Source organism: Amycolatopsis sp. VC5-11 (assembly GCF_037034185.1).
Taxonomy (GTDB): domain Bacteria; phylum Actinomycetota; class Actinomycetes; order Mycobacteriales; family Pseudonocardiaceae; genus Amycolatopsis; species Amycolatopsis nivea.
Window position 1 is genome coordinate 32,276 of record NZ_JBAGKF010000010.1, and the last position, 17,587, is coordinate 49,862.

At 68.6% G+C, this 17,587-nt stretch carries 17 protein-coding genes and 1 pseudogene; 9 read left to right on the forward strand and 9 right to left on the reverse strand.

Translation table 11 applies throughout. From position 1 onward, the window contains the following. Positions 1-44: 44 nt before the first annotated feature. The 3 genes from WA670_RS27205 to WA670_RS27215 form a co-directional block, all read right to left on the reverse strand. The gene (locus WA670_RS27205; RefSeq protein ID WP_336159250.1) at positions 45-1,145 is read right to left on the reverse strand and encodes a class I SAM-dependent methyltransferase; all 1,101 of its coding nucleotides are present in this window, start codon (positions 1,143-1,145) and stop codon (positions 45-47) included. A gap of 173 nt (positions 1,146-1,318) precedes the next feature. Beyond that, positions 1,319-2,452, reverse strand: coding sequence for a hypothetical protein (locus WA670_RS27210; protein WP_037810495.1), 1,134 nt, complete (start codon positions 2,450-2,452; stop codon positions 1,319-1,321). A 25-nt stretch (positions 2,453-2,477) separates the two neighbouring features. After that, positions 2,478-3,644, reverse strand: a complete 1,167-nt coding sequence (locus WA670_RS27215; RefSeq protein ID WP_037810494.1) for an SPFH domain-containing protein — start codon at positions 3,642-3,644, stop codon at positions 2,478-2,480. Between the two features lie 621 nt (positions 3,645-4,265). On the opposite strand from WA670_RS27215, the gene WA670_RS27220 reads away from it, so the two are divergent. Beyond that, positions 4,266-4,445: a hypothetical protein gene (locus WA670_RS27220; RefSeq protein WP_134664995.1), complete on the forward strand. Its 180-nt coding sequence runs from the start codon at positions 4,266-4,268 to the stop codon at positions 4,443-4,445. A 165-nt stretch (positions 4,446-4,610) separates the two neighbouring features. Here the strand turns inward: WA670_RS27220 and WA670_RS27225 are convergent, their stop codons facing one another. Then, positions 4,611-4,778 (reverse strand): hypothetical protein, encoded by a 168-nt coding sequence (locus WA670_RS27225; protein ID WP_158714436.1) that lies wholly within the window; start codon positions 4,776-4,778, stop codon positions 4,611-4,613. Positions 4,779-4,946: 168 nt separating this feature from the next. Between WA670_RS27225 and WA670_RS27230 the strand changes: the two genes are divergently transcribed. From WA670_RS27230 to WA670_RS27260, 7 genes are all read left to right on the forward strand, one after another. After that, positions 4,947-5,201, forward strand: coding sequence for a hypothetical protein (locus tag WA670_RS27230; RefSeq protein ID WP_051728752.1), 255 nt, complete (start codon positions 4,947-4,949; stop codon positions 5,199-5,201). Positions 5,202-5,328: 127 nt separating this feature from the next. Then, on the forward strand, positions 5,329-5,784 hold the full coding sequence (locus WA670_RS27235) for a hypothetical protein (protein WP_134664993.1): 456 nt from the start codon (positions 5,329-5,331) through the stop codon (positions 5,782-5,784). Between the two features lie 17 nt (positions 5,785-5,801). Beyond that, positions 5,802-6,419 (forward strand): DUF3558 domain-containing protein, encoded by a 618-nt coding sequence (locus WA670_RS27240; RefSeq protein ID WP_078870352.1) that lies wholly within the window; start codon positions 5,802-5,804, stop codon positions 6,417-6,419. Further along, positions 6,419-7,822 (forward strand): hypothetical protein, encoded by a 1,404-nt coding sequence (locus tag WA670_RS27245; protein WP_134728921.1) that lies wholly within the window; start codon positions 6,419-6,421, stop codon positions 7,820-7,822. The genes WA670_RS27240 and WA670_RS27245 overlap by 1 nt, the downstream gene beginning before the upstream one ends. A 9-nt stretch (positions 7,823-7,831) precedes the next feature. Next, complete coding sequence (locus WA670_RS27250; protein ID WP_134664989.1) at positions 7,832-8,584, forward strand: ESX secretion-associated protein EspG; 753 nt, start codon at positions 7,832-7,834, stop codon at positions 8,582-8,584. 83 nt (positions 8,585-8,667) lie between these two features. After that, complete coding sequence (cutA, locus tag WA670_RS27255; RefSeq protein ID WP_134728919.1) at positions 8,668-8,808, forward strand: divalent cation tolerance protein CutA; 141 nt, start codon at positions 8,668-8,670, stop codon at positions 8,806-8,808. A 468-nt stretch (positions 8,809-9,276) separates the two neighbouring features. Further along, a complete protein-coding gene (locus WA670_RS27260) occupies positions 9,277-9,453 on the forward strand; it encodes a tyrosine-type recombinase/integrase (protein WP_336159251.1) in 177 nt (58 codons plus the stop codon). A gap of 109 nt (positions 9,454-9,562) precedes the next feature. On the opposite strand, the pseudogene WA670_RS27265 reads toward WA670_RS27260, so the two are convergent. From WA670_RS27265 to WA670_RS27285, 5 genes and pseudogenes are all read right to left on the reverse strand, one after another. Continuing rightward, positions 9,563-10,684, reverse strand: a pseudogene (locus WA670_RS27265) (serine hydrolase domain-containing protein). A gap of 64 nt (positions 10,685-10,748) precedes the next feature. Beyond that, positions 10,749-12,365 (reverse strand): ABC-F family ATP-binding cassette domain-containing protein, encoded by a 1,617-nt coding sequence (locus tag WA670_RS27270; protein WP_134728917.1) that lies wholly within the window; start codon positions 12,363-12,365, stop codon positions 10,749-10,751. Further along, positions 12,362-13,984: a ribosomal protection-like ABC-F family protein gene (gene abc-f, locus WA670_RS27275; RefSeq protein ID WP_134728915.1), complete on the reverse strand. Its 1,623-nt coding sequence runs from the start codon at positions 13,982-13,984 to the stop codon at positions 12,362-12,364. The genes WA670_RS27270 and abc-f overlap by 4 nt, the downstream gene beginning before the upstream one ends. Before the next feature lie 380 nt (positions 13,985-14,364). Continuing rightward, positions 14,365-14,793: a MarR family winged helix-turn-helix transcriptional regulator gene (locus tag WA670_RS27280; RefSeq protein WP_134664981.1), complete on the reverse strand. Its 429-nt coding sequence runs from the start codon at positions 14,791-14,793 to the stop codon at positions 14,365-14,367. A 9-nt stretch (positions 14,794-14,802) separates the two neighbouring features. Next, positions 14,803-16,269 (reverse strand): FAD-dependent oxidoreductase, encoded by a 1,467-nt coding sequence (locus WA670_RS27285; protein ID WP_336159252.1) that lies wholly within the window; start codon positions 16,267-16,269, stop codon positions 14,803-14,805. An 85-nt stretch (positions 16,270-16,354) separates the two neighbouring features. Here WA670_RS27285 and WA670_RS27290 point away from each other — a divergent pair, with 85 nt between their 5' ends. Beyond that, complete coding sequence (locus WA670_RS27290; RefSeq protein WP_336159253.1) at positions 16,355-17,392, forward strand: TetR/AcrR family transcriptional regulator C-terminal ligand-binding domain-containing protein; 1,038 nt, start codon at positions 16,355-16,357, stop codon at positions 17,390-17,392. The last annotated feature ends 195 nt before the right edge of the window (positions 17,393-17,587 follow it).

Here is a 17,587-nt window from a genome sequence, read left to right on the forward strand (position 1 = left end):
GGCGAGGATATTCGATTGGTGTAGTCCAGCGTGGAAACGCCGGGTCACGCTCTGGACATGGTCAACCGCCACAGGATCGTGCGTTCCCGGGAACGCGCCGCGTGCAGCGGATCGGCACTGTCCGTGGTGCGTCGGTGCCGTGGCGTGGTTTCGCGGCGTCCCACGACCTTGAGACCAGCGGCGGAGATCCGGTCGAGCAGTTCGGCACGGGTCCGCAGACCGAGGTGTTCGGCGAGGTCCGACAGGATCAGCCAGCCTTCGCCACGCGGCGTCAGATGCTCGGGCAGGCCGTCGAGAAACCGGTGCAGCATGGCGGACGAGGCGTCGTAGATCCCGAGTTCCAGCGCCGAGGCCGGGTTTCCGGGCAGCCAGGGCGGATTGCAGACGACCAGGTCAGCGCGCCGGTCGGAGGGCCACAGGTCGGTTTCGAGGACCTGGACCCGATCGGACAGGCCGAGCCGGCGCAGGTTGTCCCGCGCGCAGCGCACGGCGCGCGGGTTGAGATCGGTCGCGACCACTTCGGCGGCACCCCGCCGGGCGAGGATGGCGGCGAGCACGCCGGTACCGGTGCCGAGATCGAAGACGACCGGAGACCCCTTGCCCGGCAACGGTTCCTGCGCGACGAGGTCGAGGTATTCGCTCCGTGTCGGTGCGAACACGCTGTACGACGGATACAACCGCGCGCCTAATGCGTTGATATGGATGCCTTTCTGATGCCATTGATAAGCGCTCAGGGCGCCGAGCAGCTCACGTAACGAAAGCAGCGTGCCGGGTAAACCGCCGAACGCGTGCTCGCAGGCGGCTTGGATGTCGGGGGCCCGGCGGAGCCGAAGCGAATGGTCGGCTTCCACGGAGACCAGGACATTTCCGAGCAGTGCTGCGCGTTCAGCCCGAGCGGCGCGCACCTCGGCGAAAGATCCCGCGCGCTGCGGGAGCCGCCGGTCCATGGCGCGCACGAGCTGTCGTGCGTTGGGGAAATCGCCGCGCCACAGCATTCCGGTGCCAGCGCGTGCGAAACGCAGTGCGGCGGCAGCGCTCAGCCGGTCATCGACGACGACAATGCGGCCCGGCGGCGGAGTTCCGTTTCCGGAATGCCAACGGGCGGTGCGGGTGGTTTCGTTTTCGGTCCACGTGACGGTGGACATGAATGCTCCCGGGAAGGGTCGAAGGGCCAGTCAGCCGTCGACGCTTCGCAGAGAGCAGGCGAGGATTCCCGCCGGTCAAGACAGCGGCGAACCCGCGTGCTCCCGCGAAACGCGGGAGCGGCGGTCGCCGAGAACCATGCCCATCAGCACGGCACATCACTTCCTTCGAAAACTCAGTGGTGCGTAACGGAATGGTGCGTGGTGCCGGTGCTGTGGCCCTTCGTCGCGATCAAGTAGACGATCACCGCGATCACGATCAGCGCGAGCACCGCCGCGATGGCGATCTTCACCTTGCTCCACGGACGCTGGCCGTGGATCTCGCCGGTGCGGCCGTTGACGAGGATCTGCCAGTTCTTCCCGGCGTACACGTAGGTCGCGACCCACACCGGCAGCAGCATCAGCTTGAAGGTGACGTTGTTGTGCTGCGTGTCGACCGAGTTCAGCCGCTGCGTGTCGCCGCCGATGTCGTACTTGCAGTCGTCGGCGATGATCGGGGCCATCCGGTTCTTCGCCTCTTCGAAGCCGTTCTCCGGTTCGACGTCGTACCGCAGCGCGAAGTGCCCGGAGAGGAACTGCGGCTGGTACGGCGCGGAATCGAGCAGCGGCCACGGCGCGAGCTTGTCCAGTTCCGGCAGCGGCAGCTGGGTGCTCGCCGGCACCAGGACGTCGTCGAAGTTCCGCGCGACCTGCCCGCGCGCCGGGTACCAGCGGGTATGCCGCACTTGGCGCGTCTTGCGCTCGCCGTTGTCGTAGTACGTCTCGGTGACGTAGTAGTACTCGCCGCGCGCGCCGGTGTACACGGACACGGTCTGCGAGTCATACGTCCAGTGCGGGATGTACGTGCTCTTCGTGGACTCCGCCGTGGTGACCTTCTTCAGCGCGGTCGGCGCGAACCAGCGCGAAGACGTCCACTTCTTCAGATGCGTGCTCACCGCGGGCCGGTCGAACGCGAACGGCAGCACGCCTTCGGGCACCAGCTGGCCGGACGCGCCCGGGTCGATCACCAGCGGCGCGCCGCAGAACTGGCACATGCTGGCGGTCTCGTTGGTTTCCGTCCTCGCCGCGCATCGCTGGCACACGAAGACGTACTTGCCGATCGACCCGACTGGCTTGCGCGCGAGGTTCGCCAGCTCGGCGAACGGGATCTCGCGGATCTGCCGCTCCCCGGCGGCGATCTCCTGCCGGAACCCGCAGTACGGGCACTGCATCGCGGTCGTGCCCGGCGCGAACTCCAGCCGCGCGCCGCAACCGCCGCACGGATAGGTCGTGTTGGCCACGCCTTCCTGCTGGAAGCGCGGGTCAGTCATGGGTCCCCCAGATGGTCGGCGCGGCTCAGGACGGCGGCAGCGGCGGCGGGGCCGCGCCGAACAGCGCCGACACCTCCGGCACCTGCGCGGCCGGGGTCCACTGCGCCATGCCTGCCTTCCACACCAGGGTGTCCCGGGCGAGCGTGCCCGAGGAGATCTGCTGGCCGAGGCCCGCGCGGTCGAACGGGCCGAGCTGCTGGCCGTTCGCGCCGACGAACCACTGCTCGCTCTGCGGCAGCGGCGGCGGCATCTGCGGCGGGGCCTGCTGCTGGTACTGCGGCTGCTGCGGGGCCTGCTGGTACTGCTGGGGAGCCTGTTGCTGGTACTGCTGCGGGGCGGGCTGCTGCTGCGGTCCGGCCGCGCGCTGGCCGAGCGCCATGCCGAGGCCGATGCCCAGTCCCTCGCCCGCGCCGCCCTGGTTGTTCGCCGCCGCCTCGATCGCGTTCGCGGACTGGAACTTCGTGTACTGGTCGAGGTCGCCGACGACCCCCATCTGGGTCCGCTTGTCCATCGCGGCCTCGACCTCGGGCGGGACCGAGATGTTCTCGATCATGAACTTCGAGATCTCGATGCCGACCTCGCGCAGTTCGAGGTTCAGCGCGTTCGCGATCTTGCCCGCGATCTGGTCCTGCTGGGTGACCAGGTCGAGCATCGGCACCTGGGCCGCGGCGATCGCGGGCCCGAGCTTGCTGATGACCATGCTGCGCAGGTAGTCCGACACCTCTTCGGTGCGGAACTGCGGGTCGGTGCCCGCCAGTTCCTTCAGCAGCGCGACCGGCTCGACCACGCGGACCGCGTAGCCGCCGAACGCGCGCAGCCGGACCATGCCGAACTCGGCGTCGCGCAGGATGACCGGGTTCTGCGTGCCCCATTTGAGGTCGGTGAACTGCCGGGTGTTGACGAAGTACACCTCGGCCTTGAACGGCGAGTTGAAGCCGTACTTCCAGCCCTTGAGGGTGGACATGATCGGCATGTTCTGCGTCTGCAGCGTGTACATGCCCGGCGGATAGGCGTCGGCGACCTGGCCCTCGTTGACGAACACCGCGGCCTGCGACTCGCGCACGGTGAGCTTGGCGCCCATCTTGATCTCGTTGTCGTAGCGCGGGAAGCGCCACACGATGGTGTCCCGGCTGTCGTCGGTCCACTCGATGATGTCGATGAACTCGCCGCGGATCTTGTCGAAGATGCCCACGTCTGACCCCTCGTCGCGTTGCCTCGTGCCCGCGGGCCACAGTACCGTGCCCGCCCCGCCGCGGATCACTCCGGCGCGGCGGCCTCCTGCCAAGCGTCCTGCTTTTGGCACTTCAAGGCGCTGGCCAGGGCGTTGCTGCAGAATTATCCGTCTGACCTGCGGTTTTAGTCCGGTTAGTTCTGGTTGAGTCCGGGCTGATCCGTACCTGTGACGGCCTGGGAGTTGCGGGTCGCCCGGTCGCTGCGAGGGCTCAAGATGAGGATTTCTTGCCCTGTGCGGAGCGACAGTGCGGCCTACCCGCGGCTGATCGCCGTTCGTCATCCCGCCGCCTCCGTAGGTGGGTTGTCCGGTTGATCCAATGGGCCATTCGGCGCCGTGTGGTCGGTATGGGCGGAGGAACGGTTTTCGATCTGCGGCGCACGGGGAGCGCTCAGCGGCTCGTGAGAAGCGGTGAGCGCGGGTTTCGCGGGGGTTGCGGTGGCCGGTGCTGTGGGCAGTATCGGCGCTGGCCTTGGCGGCTGCGGCGGTGTTGAGGCTGCGGGAACGGCGCGAGCAAACCCTGGTCGCGCTGGGGCTCGCGCGGCGACGGTCGCGGGCGGGGCGGTCATGTTGGGGGTCTCGGTGGCTGAGGAGAAACGGCAGGAACAAGCCGTCTTGGACCAGCAGCATCAGACCTTGGTGGCGCGGATTCTGCCCCGCGCGCCGGGCAGCATGGTGAACTTCTTGGTTGAGAAAATCGCCTATCCGACGCCGGACGCGGTTTCCTCGGCGTGCTTCGTTTGGTGGACGCGTGCCGTCTGACGTTCGACGCGCTGACCGACGACACCCCACACGCCGAGGCCGGTTCCCAGTTCGGGCGCTTGACCCTGCAACAACAGGGCGAAGCGTCGCGGATCGTGGCCTGTCAGCCGTGCCGGTAACGCGGATGCAGGCCGTCCTTGAGCGCGTCGCTCAGACCCAGCGTGGTCAGTTTGGTGGCGACCGCGGGGGCAGCACCAGTCCGGACTTGGTGGCTGCGGCGGCTTTGCTGAGCAGGGCCCAGGCGGATTCCATGCTGAAGTAGCTGACCTTGGTGAGATCGACAACGACGGTCGCGGACGCACGCGCGAGGGCTTCGTCCAGCGCCGAGGACAACGCAGCGGGGTCCGTTCTTCGTCGTGGGTTCGGACGGTGACGGTTTCCTGGTCGGGCGTGCTGAGTTTGATCGCGCCGTCGTCTGCGGGCTGCGGCGCTGGCTGTTCTGTCCGGTGATGGTCGACGTTCTGCGCGCCCCGCCGTTTCGGCAGGCGTTAGCGTGGAGAAATGGGCCGCCCGAGCGATACCGGCGACGGCGCGGAAATCGAGTGCGGCGCGCCGTATCCGGCCGATATGCGAGAGAAGGCGGTGTGGCTCCGGCAGACGATGGGCCAGGCGGCTGACGTGCTGGCCGCGCAGGGACTCGCGCATGACGAGATGCTGGCGGCTGGTGGTCCGGCCAATTCCCGTGCGTGGGTCGAGTACGAGGCCATGACGCGCCGTCACGCCGAGTTGCTGCTTAGGGACCCGTCTCCAGAGTGACGCACGCCCTTTTTCGGTGAACCGGTCACCCCTGCGTGACGGGTCCACTACGGTGATTCTAGGCAAGTTGCCCATGGATCGGAGAACTGTCCTTGGGCGGGCGCAGGTCATACGAGGGGTGGGCGCAGTGTCGCAACCTGGACAGCAACCGGGGTGGCTCGACGGGCTGTACTTCAACATCGGCGATGCGTTCAGCGCTGGGGACGCGGCCGGTGCCGCGATGGGCGGTGCGCCCAGCGGCCAGGGATTCACGATGAGCCGCGACGACGCAGCGGCGATGCTCACGCTGGCCAAGACCGTCCGAGAACACTTCCGCGACATGCGCCCTGAGGCGAATGAGCTGACCCGGCTGACGTCTCCGGCGGACGAGCCGACCAGCAACGGCTACACCAAACTCCTGGTCAACGAGGGCGAACCGAAGGGCGCGTTCGTCACGGGCAGGGACCAGGTCGACCAGGAGTTCGCCTATGCCGACGAGCTGGTGAAGCGGCTGGAGAAGGCGCTCGGGATCACCGAGTCGTCGGATGAGCAGGCAGCGACCGACGTCAAGAACGCAGGTAAGCAGGAAGGGGGGTTCGCGTGAGGACTGGCCGAACGCTCATGTCTGTACTGGGCGCGGCTGCGGTTGTGTCGGTTGCTGCCGGATGCTCTGGTGGTCCGGCGGCTGCTCCGGCGACTACCGCGTCGACGTCCTCGTCCGCGGCTGATGTGGCGTTGCCGCACAGCGGTGCGCCGAAGGTCGAGCATCCGCTGCCCGCGTCGGTGCTGTCCGGGCAGCCCTGCCAGGAGGCGCTGACCTCTGACCAGCTCAGCCAGATCTTCGGCACGGTGCCGCAAGGCAAACCGGACACCCTTGGCGGAATTGGTCCCGAGTGCAAATGGAACAACCTCGACTCGGGTGCAGGGCTGTCGGTTTTCTACGTGACGCAGCCGCACGACGGGCTCAGCGGCCTGTACCAGAACACGAAACCACAGGCCAAGGTCTGGCGGGAGCTGTCGCCCATTCAAGGGTTTCCGGCTGTCGCGAATTCGACGTTCAGCTCGGGCACTCAAACTGGCTTCTGCCAGGTGAGTGTGGGCATCTCGGACGAGTTGACGGTCGATGCTTCACTGACTCCCAGCGATGCCAAGAGGGCCAGCGGGGCTGATCCGTGTGAGTTGTCGGCGCGCGTGGCGGACATGGTGGTCTCGAACCTGAAGCGCAAGGCGGGTGCGTGATGGGGTTTTTCGAGATGCTTGGTGACGCGGCGAAAGCCGTGGGCGGGGCGATCGAAGACGCCGCGGACTGGGTCGGGGATCGGGCCAGCGACGTGGGCCATTGGTTCGGCGATCTCTACCACGGGAACCTTGGTGACCAAGCCGTTCCGGCGCCGGAGCTGGTGGCGAAGATCCTGGCCAGCCAGGGCGCCCAGAGCTGGCATCAGGGCGCGCAGCAGGCCACGGGCCTGGCGGGCAAGCATGACCAGGCCGGTGCCTGGGTGCAGCAGTTGAGCGCGGGCCTGGAGTCTGCGTGGACCGGGGGCGGTGCGGACGCCGCGCAGGCGCGGATCAACCCGTTCGCCGACGCCACCACGGCCGCCGCGCAGACCTACACCGGCAATGGGCAGAACCTGACCGATCTCGCGCACGGGTTCGACTCCATGAAGCAGAGTTTGCAGCCGATGCCGGGTGCTCCGCCGCACAAGAACCTCTGGGACGAGGCGACCTGGTGGAACACCGACACCGAAGACCAGATCAACCAGTACAACAAGACGGCTCAGGACAACCTCGACAAGTACCACGGCTACACCCAGCACGCCCAGACCAGCGGGCAAGGGCTCAAGAGCGACTACGGCCAGCTGAGCGGGTTCGACGGCGACGTGACCGTATCCGAGCCCGACAAACACAAGACGGGCGGTCCGGACGACGGGCACGGACCCGACGGCCGCTCCCGCTCAGGTTTCGGGCCGTCGCGCACAGGCGGGCCTTCGGAGACCGGCGGGCCGTCGAGCACGTTCACCCCGAGCTACCCCGGCAGCATCCCTCCTCCATCAGGTTCGGGCAGCCACCTGCCGACCTACCAGCCGCCGAGCCATCCGGTGGGGACTGGGCCGGGCGACGGCACGACGGCAGCAGGGTGGACGCCGCCGGACGCCACTCGGACCACCGGTCCGGGCTCGGGCTGGGTTCCCTCGCCCTCGATCCCGGGCGGCGGCACCGGCGGCGGCACCGGCGGCGGGAGCTCGTGGACGCCGGGGCTGGCTGGCGGATTCGGTCCGACCGGCGGATTCTCCGGGAGCGGTGGAGCCTCCGAGACCGGCGGTTCCAGTGGTCGAGGGGGAAGCGCCGCAGGTCGGCTGGGCGCCGGATCAGGTACCGGTGGTGCGGCCGAGGGCGCGGCGGGGAGAACCTCATCCGCAGCCGGCGCCGGGATTCGCGGCGCGGCCGGGGCCAAAGGATCGGCCGGAATGGGCGGCATGGGTGCCGGGGGCGGCAAGGGCAAGGGCGAAGAGGACAAGGAGCACCAGCGCAAGTACGGGCTGGAAGACGATTCCGCGTTCGACATCACCGACGACGAGGACGGCCGGTTGCGTGACTTCCGCACCGGACTCCCGCCGACTCCTCCGACCATTGGCGGCTGAAACACGCCGATGACGATCCTCGACAAGCCGGTGCGCATCCCGCGGTCGGCGTTCTTCGTTGCCTGGAGCCACCTCAGCGGGGGCACGCTCCCCGCCGTGATCGATCCGGACACCACCTACACGCCCGCGGACTTCGCCCGCGAGCTGGAGCAGCGCACGCTATCCCGGTTCGAGGCATTACGGCTGGCCACACCGGACGGACGGCTGACTCCGTCGTTCCGGGCCACGCTGGAACTGCTCGCCGCACCAGAGAAGGAGTTGTACGCCTGGACCGCGTTCGTCCACCGTCCCGACGACAACGGCGCGGTTTTCGTCGCTTCCTCAGGCGATAGCGCCGTCCGGCTGATTACTGACCATCGCTCCATCCAGCTCGACCCGATCCCGGTGCGCGAATTGGCGACGAGCCTGGTCGGCACCCTGCCCGACTACGCGCCGGCCAGGATCAGTCGACTGCGGGTGCCGATGTCCTACCTCGACGGCAGCAACGCTGACCCGCTTTCGGAAGACTCTGGTCAAGCCGACCAGATCCGCCACCTGACCCGGGCCGAACGCGCAGGCGTGCACAAGCTCTACGCCGCCATTCAGCGGGGCGCCAACCGTATCCGCAGTACCCCGCTCACCGTCTACGACCTCACCCGAAACGGCCGCATCCTCGCCTTCACCAGCACCGGCAACAACGGCAGCGAAGAAGCGACCATGTGCCCCGGCAGTCACCGGAACCTGGTGGACGCGCTCAACCTCACCCTCAACGCCCTCGGCTGACCGCACCGGCACGTCTCCTGGCGCGAACCCGGTTGCTCCAAGCCGGTCACGCCGAGTTCTGCGGCTAAGTTCGAAAGGGACCGTTGAACCGAAGAAGGGCACAGTGTCGCGTAGCTATTAAAGAGAGCCATCACTACGATGTTCCCGACATTGTAGCGAAACCGATTGAGGCGGGCAGTGCGGAATACCTTGCAGGGCTGACTTTCGAAACTCGGCCGGAGTAGTTGGCTATCAATGTAAGCCGGACCGGACCTAATCGCGGATCGAATTTCCCGAGCTGCTCACCTTCGCTGCCGTCGGCTTCGACGAGAGGGCGAGCAGACTCTGCAGCGACAAACTGCTTTCAGAGCGGATGGTGGAATCAATCGCGCCATCCACCGGCGCTTGCGCCCTGTCGTAATCATTCGCGCGAATGCGCAGCGCAGTCGGGTCCGTCGAGGCTAGATAGCTGGAGCGTCGCGATGCTAGAGTCATAGGTAAGTCGAGACCGTTGTTCAAAGCCGCTCTGTGCATGGGTGTGCGAAATCAAAAGCCGTAAATGCACGTTCGAGTGTGCGCATGGCCTCCGTTTCATTTCCCAGGCGGCTTAACTCTTCGGCCTCCCGGCCTGCGACCACGCCCGTGTGGCAGGTGCGATAGTGCCCGGTACGTAGCTCTCGGCCTGTTGAAGCAGGCGGATAGCTGGGGTTGGCTTGACCTACGGGGAACGCCAGGACGGTATGCACGCGCTCCGGCATCTGATCGCTTCGGCGATGTTGGCCCGGGGAGCGAGCATCAAGGAGTTCGCGGCCTACCTCGGCCACCACGACGAAGGGTTCACACTCAATACCTACACGCACTTGATGGCGTCGAGTCACGACCGGGCATGAGCAGCCGTGAACAACCTGTTCAACCGTCGTCCTGACGCGGAAGAACCTCCGCTGGCAGCCTGACGGCCTGCGCTGCACAGAGCCGTCAATTTAGGGGCTGTTATGCAGGTCAGAGGCTATTTGCCTGCCAAAAGTCCTGCATGTGCGGTATGCCACCGGGTCCGTCCACCCCGCGCTGGGTGAGCAGGATCGCCACCGAACTCGTCGACGGCGTCAGGTAAGCGCTGGTTCCGGTGCCGCCGACCCAGCCGTAGCGGCCCGGGACCTGCCACGGCCGCGTCGGCGCGACGTCGACCGCGCCGCCGAAGCCCCAGCCCTGGCCTTCGAGGAAGAGCGGGTTGGCCGCGATCTGTTCCGCGGTCAGCTGGTTGGCCGTCATCTGCCGGACGGATTCCTTCGACAGCAGGCCGTTTCCCCCGGAAAGGAGCATCCGGGCAAAGCGGTGCCAATCGTCCGCGGTCCCGGCGAGTCCGCCGGAGCCGGCCGGGAACGGCGGCACCTCGCGCCACTGGCCGTCCGGCGCGTCGGCCAGTTCGAGGCCGTTCTCTCCCGAGCGGTAGTAGCTGGCGAACCGGTCCCGTTTGGCGGTGGGGACCTCGAACGCGGTGTCGACCATGCCGAGCGGCTCGAACACCCGCTCGGCGAGGAAGTCCGGCAGCGACTGGCCGGACGCGCGGGCGATCAGGATGCCTTGCAGGTCGGCGCAGGTGTCGTACAGTCAGGCCGCGCCGGGCTGGTGCAGTAGCGGGATGCGCGCCAGCCGGGCGAGCCACTCGTCGGGTTCCGGGCGCAGCCGGACCTCGCGGCCGTCGGTCTGCACCGTGCGCAGCTCCTGGACCTGCGGGAGCGAGAAGTCCGACGGGAAACCGTAACCGGCGCGGAAGGTCAGCAGGTCGCGGACGGTGATCTGCCGTTCGGCGGGCACGACGTCGTCGACCGGGCTTCGCGGCGTCCGCACGACCGTCGGGGCGGCCAGTTCGGGCAGCCATTCGGCGACCGGGGTGTCCAGACCGAACCGGCCGTCCTCGACCAGCATCAGCACGGCTGCCGCGACGATCGGCTTGGTGATGGAGGCGATGCGGAAGATGGTGTCGCGGGTCATCGGCGCGGTGCGCTCGACGTCGAGATGTCCCATCGCGGTGACCTGGACGTCGTCGCCGCGCGCGACGAGGGCTACCGCGCCCGGGATGAATCCGGACTCGACGTGGCGGCGTAGGGCTTCGTGCATCATCGGTCGTTCCCTTCGCGGGCGGATATTCCGCGGGGTGGTCGGTGCCCGGGCCTTCCGGCGCGGATCACTCTAACGGCGCGGCGCGGTGGTCGGGTCCGATGCGGAGGACGTGCCCGGTCCAGCTTTCGCGCAGCCGCCGGTCGTGCGTGGCGGCGACGATCGCGCCCGGGCTGGTGCCGAGGGCGTCCTCCAGTTCGTCGCACAGCGTGGGGGATAGGTGGTTGGTCGGCTCGTCGAGCAGCAGCAGGTGCGGCGGGTCGGCGATGAGCAGCGCGAGCGCGAGGCGGCGGCGCTGCCCGACGGACAGTTCGCCGACCGGGCGGGAAGCTTCGCGATGGGTCAGCAGTCCCAACGAATTCAGCGGGACTTCCGCGACGCGTTCGGGACCTAGCTTCGCGAGGTACGTGGCGCGGGCGGTCCGTTGTGGCCGGACGAAAGTGGTGTCCTGGCTGAGGATTCCGGTGGTTGTGCCGGGTTCGCGGGTGACGCCTTCCGCATCGAGTTCTCCGGCGAGCAGCAGAAGCAGCGTTGACTTCCCCGCGCCGTTCGGGCCGGTGACCAGCAGCCGAGTGTCCGGCCGGATCTCCAGGCGGGATACGGAAAGCCTCTCCGGCAGGTGCACATTGTCCAGTGTGGCAAGGGTTTCTTGCGGATTCTCGACCGCCAGCGCACGCGGGCGGAACCGGAGCGGTGGCGGTGGTGCCGGAAGCTGGGCGCGTTCCCGCTCGTCCAGTCTTCGCGTGGTGGCCCGGAACCGGCGCGAGATCTGGTTCTGCACCCGGCCGGACCGGCGGCCGAGGCCCATTTTCTCGTTGTCCGGCGCGAGCCGGCCCGGCGCGACCCGATGCGCGGTGACCCCGAGCGCGTCGCGCAGTTCCTCCAGTTCTTCCTGCTCCTCGAGGTACTGCCGTTCCCAGCGCTCGCGTTCGGCGCGTTTCCAGCCGAGGTACTCGGTGTAGGTGCCGCCGTGGCGCACCGGGCCGTCCGGAGCCGGGTCGAGGTCGAGGATGTCGGTGCACACCGCGTCGAGGAACGCCCGGTCGTGACTGGCGAACACCACCGTGCCGGGCAGTTCCCGCAGCTGGGCCTCGAGAAACGCGGCGGCTTCGGAGTCGAGGTGGTTGGTCGGCTCGTCGAGCAGCACCGCCGACGGACGGCGCACCAGCAGGTCCGCCAGCGCGAGCCGGCCACGCTGACCGCCGGACAACGAGCCGAGCGTGCGCTGTCGGTCGATGTCGGCGAGCCCGAGCCCGGTGAGCACGACCTCGGCGCGCCGGTCCGCGTCCCATGCCTCGTGTTGCTGTGCCAGGTCAAGCAATTCGGCGTACTCGGCCAGGAGCGCGGCGTCTTCGGGTTCCTCGGCGAGCCGCGCCGCGACCCGGTCGAGTCCGGCCAGCACTTCGCGGGCCGCGGCGAGGGCCTGCCCGAGGACGTCCGCGACCGTCTCGTCCGGATCGAACGGCATTTCCTGGTGCAGGAAGCCCAGATCCGGCGGCCGCTCGACCTCGCCGCGATCCGGCGCGTCCACGCCCGCGAGCACCCTCAGCAGCGTCGATTTCCCGGTGCCGTTCTCGCCGATCACCCCGATCCGGCGGCCGGGGGCGGCGGTGACCGACACTCCGTCGAGCACGCGCCGTTCCCCGAGCACCCGCACGATCTCGTGCGCGCGCAGGGCGGTCATCCCGTGATCCCGGCCGTTTCCCGGAGCTGCCCGTCGTCCAGCCGCAGCCAGCGGCCGACGCCGATCTCGGCCAGGAACCGTTCGTCGTGGCTGACCACGACGAACGCGCCCTGGTAGGCGTTGAGCGCGCTTTCCAGCTGGCCGGCGCTGACCAGGTCGAGGTTGTTCGTCGGCTCGTCGAGCAGCAGCAACTGCGGGGCGGGCTCGGCGAAGAGGACGCACGCGAGCGTCGCGCGCAGCCGTTCCCCGCCGGACAGCACCCCGACCGGCAGATGCGCCCGCGCGCCGCGGAACAGGAAGCGCGCCAGCAGATTCATCCGGTCCGCGGGCAGCATTTCCGGTGCGGCGGCAGCGAGGTTCTCCGCGACCGTGCGTTCGGAATCCAGCAAATCGAGCCGCTGCGACAGATACGCGATGCGCCCGTCCACCCGGCTGATCTCGCCCGCGTCCGGGGCGAGCTCGCCCTGCATCAGGCGCAGCAACGTCGACTTGCCCACGCCGTTCGGTCCGGTCAGCGCGATCCTTTCCGGACCGCGGACGGACAGATCCGCACCGTCGCCCGCGAACAGCCCGCGCACGCGAAGATGCTTGCCGTCGAACAACGTCCGTCCAGCCGGAACCGCCGTTTTGGGCAGCTCCAGGCTGATCTTCTGCTCTTCTCGCAACGACCGTTCAGCCTGGTCGAGCTTGGCTTTCGCCGCGCTGACCCGCGCCGCGTGCGTACCGTCCGCCCTCGCCGCGGACTCCTGCGCGTTGCGCTTCATCGTGCCCGCGAAAATCTTCGGCAGACCGGCGCTGGACAGATTGCGCTTCGCGTTGCTGGCCCGTTTGTCCGCGCGTTCCCTGGCTTGCTGCATTTCGCGTTTCTCGCGTTTGACCTCTTGCTCGGCGTTGCGGATATTCTTTTCCGCGACCTCGCGTTCGGCCTGCACGGCTTGTTCGTATTCGGTGAAATTGCCGCCGTAGAACCGGATTTCGTCCGCGCCGAGCTCGGCGATCCGGTCCATCCGGTCGAGCAGCGCACGGTCGTGGCTGACCACGAGCAGGCAGCCGGACCAGTCGGAAAGCACGTCGTAGAGCTGCTGGCGGGCGGTGTGGTCGAGGTTGTTGGTGGGCTCGTCGAGCAGCAGGACGTCCGGGCTGCGCAGCAGTTGCGCGGCGAGGCCGAGCGAGACGACCTGCCCGCCGCTGAGCGTGCCGAGCAGCCGGTCGAGCGCGAGATCGCCCAGCCCGAGCCGGTCCAGCTGCGCGCGGGTCCGGTCCTCGATGTCCCAGTCCGCGCCTATGGTGGTGAAGTGCTCCTCGGCCGCGTCGCCGCCCTCGACGGCCGTGATGGCTTTCAGGATCGCGTCGATGCCCAGCACCTCAGCGACCGTGCGATCCGCGGTGAGCGGCAGGTCCTGCGGGAGATACCCGAGCACCCCGTCGACGGTGACGCTGCCCGCGGCCGGCTTGAGCTGCCCGGCGATGAGCTTCAGGAGAGTGGACTTCCCGGCCCCGTTGGGCGCGACGAGCCCCGTGCGGCCTGCCGGGAACGTGGCGGAGAGCTGGTCGAAGACGAGAGTGTCGTCGGGCCAGGAGAAGGAGATCCCGGACAGGACGATACGAAGATCGGACATGGTGCGGCCTCGCGGTGGATCGGCAGGGAGGTGCCCCTGCTGGTGGTGGTAGTGGACGACATGGGTGGGGCCGTTCGCGACCTGCTGCCCGGCTTGCGCCTGGGCTTCCCCGATCGGCTCGCGCCTTCGGGTTGCCTCGCAGCCCGTGGGTCCAGTGGCGTACGTCGCCCGACCGGCACGGGAACCTCCACGCGCGGCTCGCGGCCGCGCAGGGATCAGCGAGGGGCCGGTGCCGTACTGGCCCGTGCCCCGGGCTCACCCGGAGATGTCGTCTTCACCTGCCACGATAGAAATCCTCTTGATCGAGTCTGCTGTCCGTCGGCCAGGATACCAGGAAGCGGAGGACGCGCATCCGAGTTCCACAGTGGACGGACTGCGGTTCAGAACGTCTGCCCCAGCCGCTCCAGCAACGGGGCCGCCTCCTTCAGCACCGCCAGCTCCTGCGGCGAAAACTCCGAGCCGAGCGAAGCCGCGAACTGGCGCATCCGGGCGTCCCGCCGGGCCCGCAGCACCTCGCTGCCCTCGGGAGTCAGCGAGACGATCACCTGCCGTCCGTCCGCCGGGTCGGCGCTGCGGGTGACGAAGCCGCGGACGGACAGGCCGCTGATGGTCGAGCTCATCGCCTGCGGGGTGATCTGCTCGGCGCGGGCCAGTGCGGCGGTGGTGGCCGGGCCGTCGCGGTCCAGGCGGGACAGGGCGGAGCGTTCCGGCAGGGACAGTTCGGCCGTGACCTGGCTCTGGCGCAGCCTGCGGGCGATCAGGCTGACCGCGCCGTACAGCGTCGCGGCCAGTTCGTCGGGGTCGGACATGGGAAGAGGCTAGAGCAGGTGCTCCGGGACCGCGGTGAGGTCGCCCGCGTCGGAGATCAGGCCGATATAGCCGTCGGGGCGGAGCAGGACCAGGGTGCGGTCGGCCGGGAAGTACGCGCGGGCGAGGTGGCCGGCGGAATCGGCGATCTCGTCGTCGGCGGCGGGCTCGGCGACTACGTGGAAGGTGCGGACGGGGGAGTCGAATCGGGGGCCGAAGTTCAGCAGGGTGAACTGGCCGCCGCGGGTGAGGTCGAACAGGCGGCATTTGCCGGTCGTGGTGGTGAGGCCGGGGGCGTCGGGGGCGCGGTCGCCTGCCCGGAGCTGGGCGGACTCGTCGCGGTCGTCGCGCGCCAGGACCGAGCCGCGGTAGTTGACGCTGAGCTGGGTCGTGTCCCGGTCGCTGCGGATGGGGATGCGCTTCTGCTCGGCCGCTTCGGCCAGGCGTGCGGTCGACAGCCGCAGCACTCCGGCGGCGATCGGGCGGCGTTCGGCCTCGTAGGTGTCCAGCAGCTCCGGCACTCCGGAGGCGAGCTTCCAGCCCAGGTTGCGGGCGTCTTGGATGCCGGTGTTCATGCCCTGGCCGCCCGCGGGGGAGTGCACGTGCGCGGCGTCGCCGGCGAGGAAGACGCGGCCCTCGCGGTAGCGGTCGGCCAGCCGGGTGTTGGAGCGCCAGACCGACGTCCACTCCGGTTCTTGCAGCCGGATGTCGGTGCGGCCGCTTCGCCGGTCGAAGATCGTTTGGAGGGTGGCGAGGTTGAGGCCGGTGTCGCCGAGGATGGGCGCTTGGTACTGGAACAGGTGGGTGGAAGGCAGCGGGCAGAGGCTGACGAAACCTTCGTCACAGCGCCACATGTGCCAGGCGTCGCGGTCGAGGCCGTCGACGGCCAGGTCGGCGACGATCATCCGGATCCGCTCGTCCGTCTCGCCTTCGAAGGCGATTCCGGCTTGTTTGCGCACGACGCCGCGGCCGCCGTCGCAGCCGACCAGCCACTGTGCACGGACGGTTTCGGTCTGGTCGCCGGAGCGCAGCACTGCCGTCACGGCGTCGGCGGATTGCTCGAAACTCTCGAGCGCGGTGCCGAATTCGACCGTGCCGCCGAATTCGGCCAGCCGCAGGCCGAGGGTTTCCTCGACCCGCCACTGCGGGGTGAGGACCGAGGCGGGGTACGGAACGTCGGGCCGCTCCTCGAAGGCCGGGCCGCCGCTCGTCCGGCCGTCGGGGTCGGTGAGCAGGATCGGCATCGCCGACCGGCCGTTGGCGAGGATGCGGTCGATGACGCCGAGGTCGTCGAACACCTCGAGGCTGCGCGGCTGCAGGCCCTTGGCGCGCGAGCCAGGGCGGAGGCCGGGGGACGCTTCGACCAGCCGGAACGCGACGCCGCGCCGGGCGAGTTCGCAGGCCAGCGTCAGCCCCGTCGGGCCCGCGCCGACGATCAGGACCGGCACTTCCGGCGTGGACAGGTGTGCTTGCGGCATTTTCAACCCCCTGGCTCCGAAGAACTTCTGTTCGCAAGCGTAGGGAAACTTGCTAAGAAAGACAAACCTTTCTATCGTGGGCTGAGTGGCCCCTGAAACCGTGCGCCGCCGGCATGGCGAGCAGCTGGAATCCGCGTTGCTCGCGGCCGGATGGGACGAACTGGTCGAGACCGGTTACTCGCGGCTGACCATGGAGTCGGTGGCCGTCCGCGCCCGCACGAGCGAGGCCGTGCTCTATCGGCGGTGGGCCAACAAAGACGAACTGGTGCTGGCCGCGATGCGCCGGCACCGCGACGACCACCCCATCACCGTTCCCGACACCGGAAGCTTGCGCGGCGATCTGCTCGGGTACCTGACCTCGGCGAGCGAAGCGCTGGCCGGATTCTTCGCCATCGCAGCCGCCGCGGCCATCTCCGGACTGTCGGCCAGCACCGGCGCCAGCCCCGGCCAGGTCCGGGACCGGATCATCGGCGACCGGCTGCTCTCGCGAGACATGTACACGCGCGCCCACGCCCGCGGCGAGATCGACCTGACGCGCCTCCCCGGCGCGGTGCTGGAAATGCCCTTCCAGCTGATGCGGCACGACCTGCTGCTGAACCTAGCCCCGCTCCGCCCCGCCCGGATCCGGTCGATCGTCGACGACCTCTTCCTGCCGCTCGTCCAGTCGACTGGTGGAGTTAAGCACTTAACTGTCGCTTCGGAAAACCAGCCGGGATCGACGTCAGGAGACCTTTTCCGGTCGATTCGCTGGGCGCAGCGCAAGCGAATCGAGGAATGGAGCCGCACGCGCGACCTGACCTTCGAGCAAGCCCTGGTACTCGGCTACCTGGAGCGGCAGCCCGGGGTCATCCAGCGAGATGTCGCGGAGATGAGTTACACGACGCCCGCGAACGTCTCGCTGCTGCTGAAGGGCCTCGAACGCCGCGGGCTGGTCGAACGCCGCACCGAGGGAGGACGCAAGCGCGTCTACGCGACCCCGGCCGGAATCGACCTGGTCACCGGCCTCGACGCGGTGCTGGCCGAGGCTGAGGAGCTGGTCTTCGCCCCGCTCGACCGGGACGAGCGGGCCGGGCTGGAAAGGTTGGTGGACAAGATCAACGCGCACCTGGCCGGGAGTTCTTGAGAGGTGATGACGGTTCTTGCCGGGATTGCCGCGGACGAGACCTGAATTCGCGCCGTTCGGGGAGGTGAGGTCGACTGCGGCGGGGAAGGGCAGGGGTTCGCTCGCGGTGCTCGCCATGCCTTTGCGCGGCGAGACGTCTCCGGCTCGCACTTGGCCTCAGTGCTTGCATGGTCGGTGCAGGGTGAGATCTCGCTG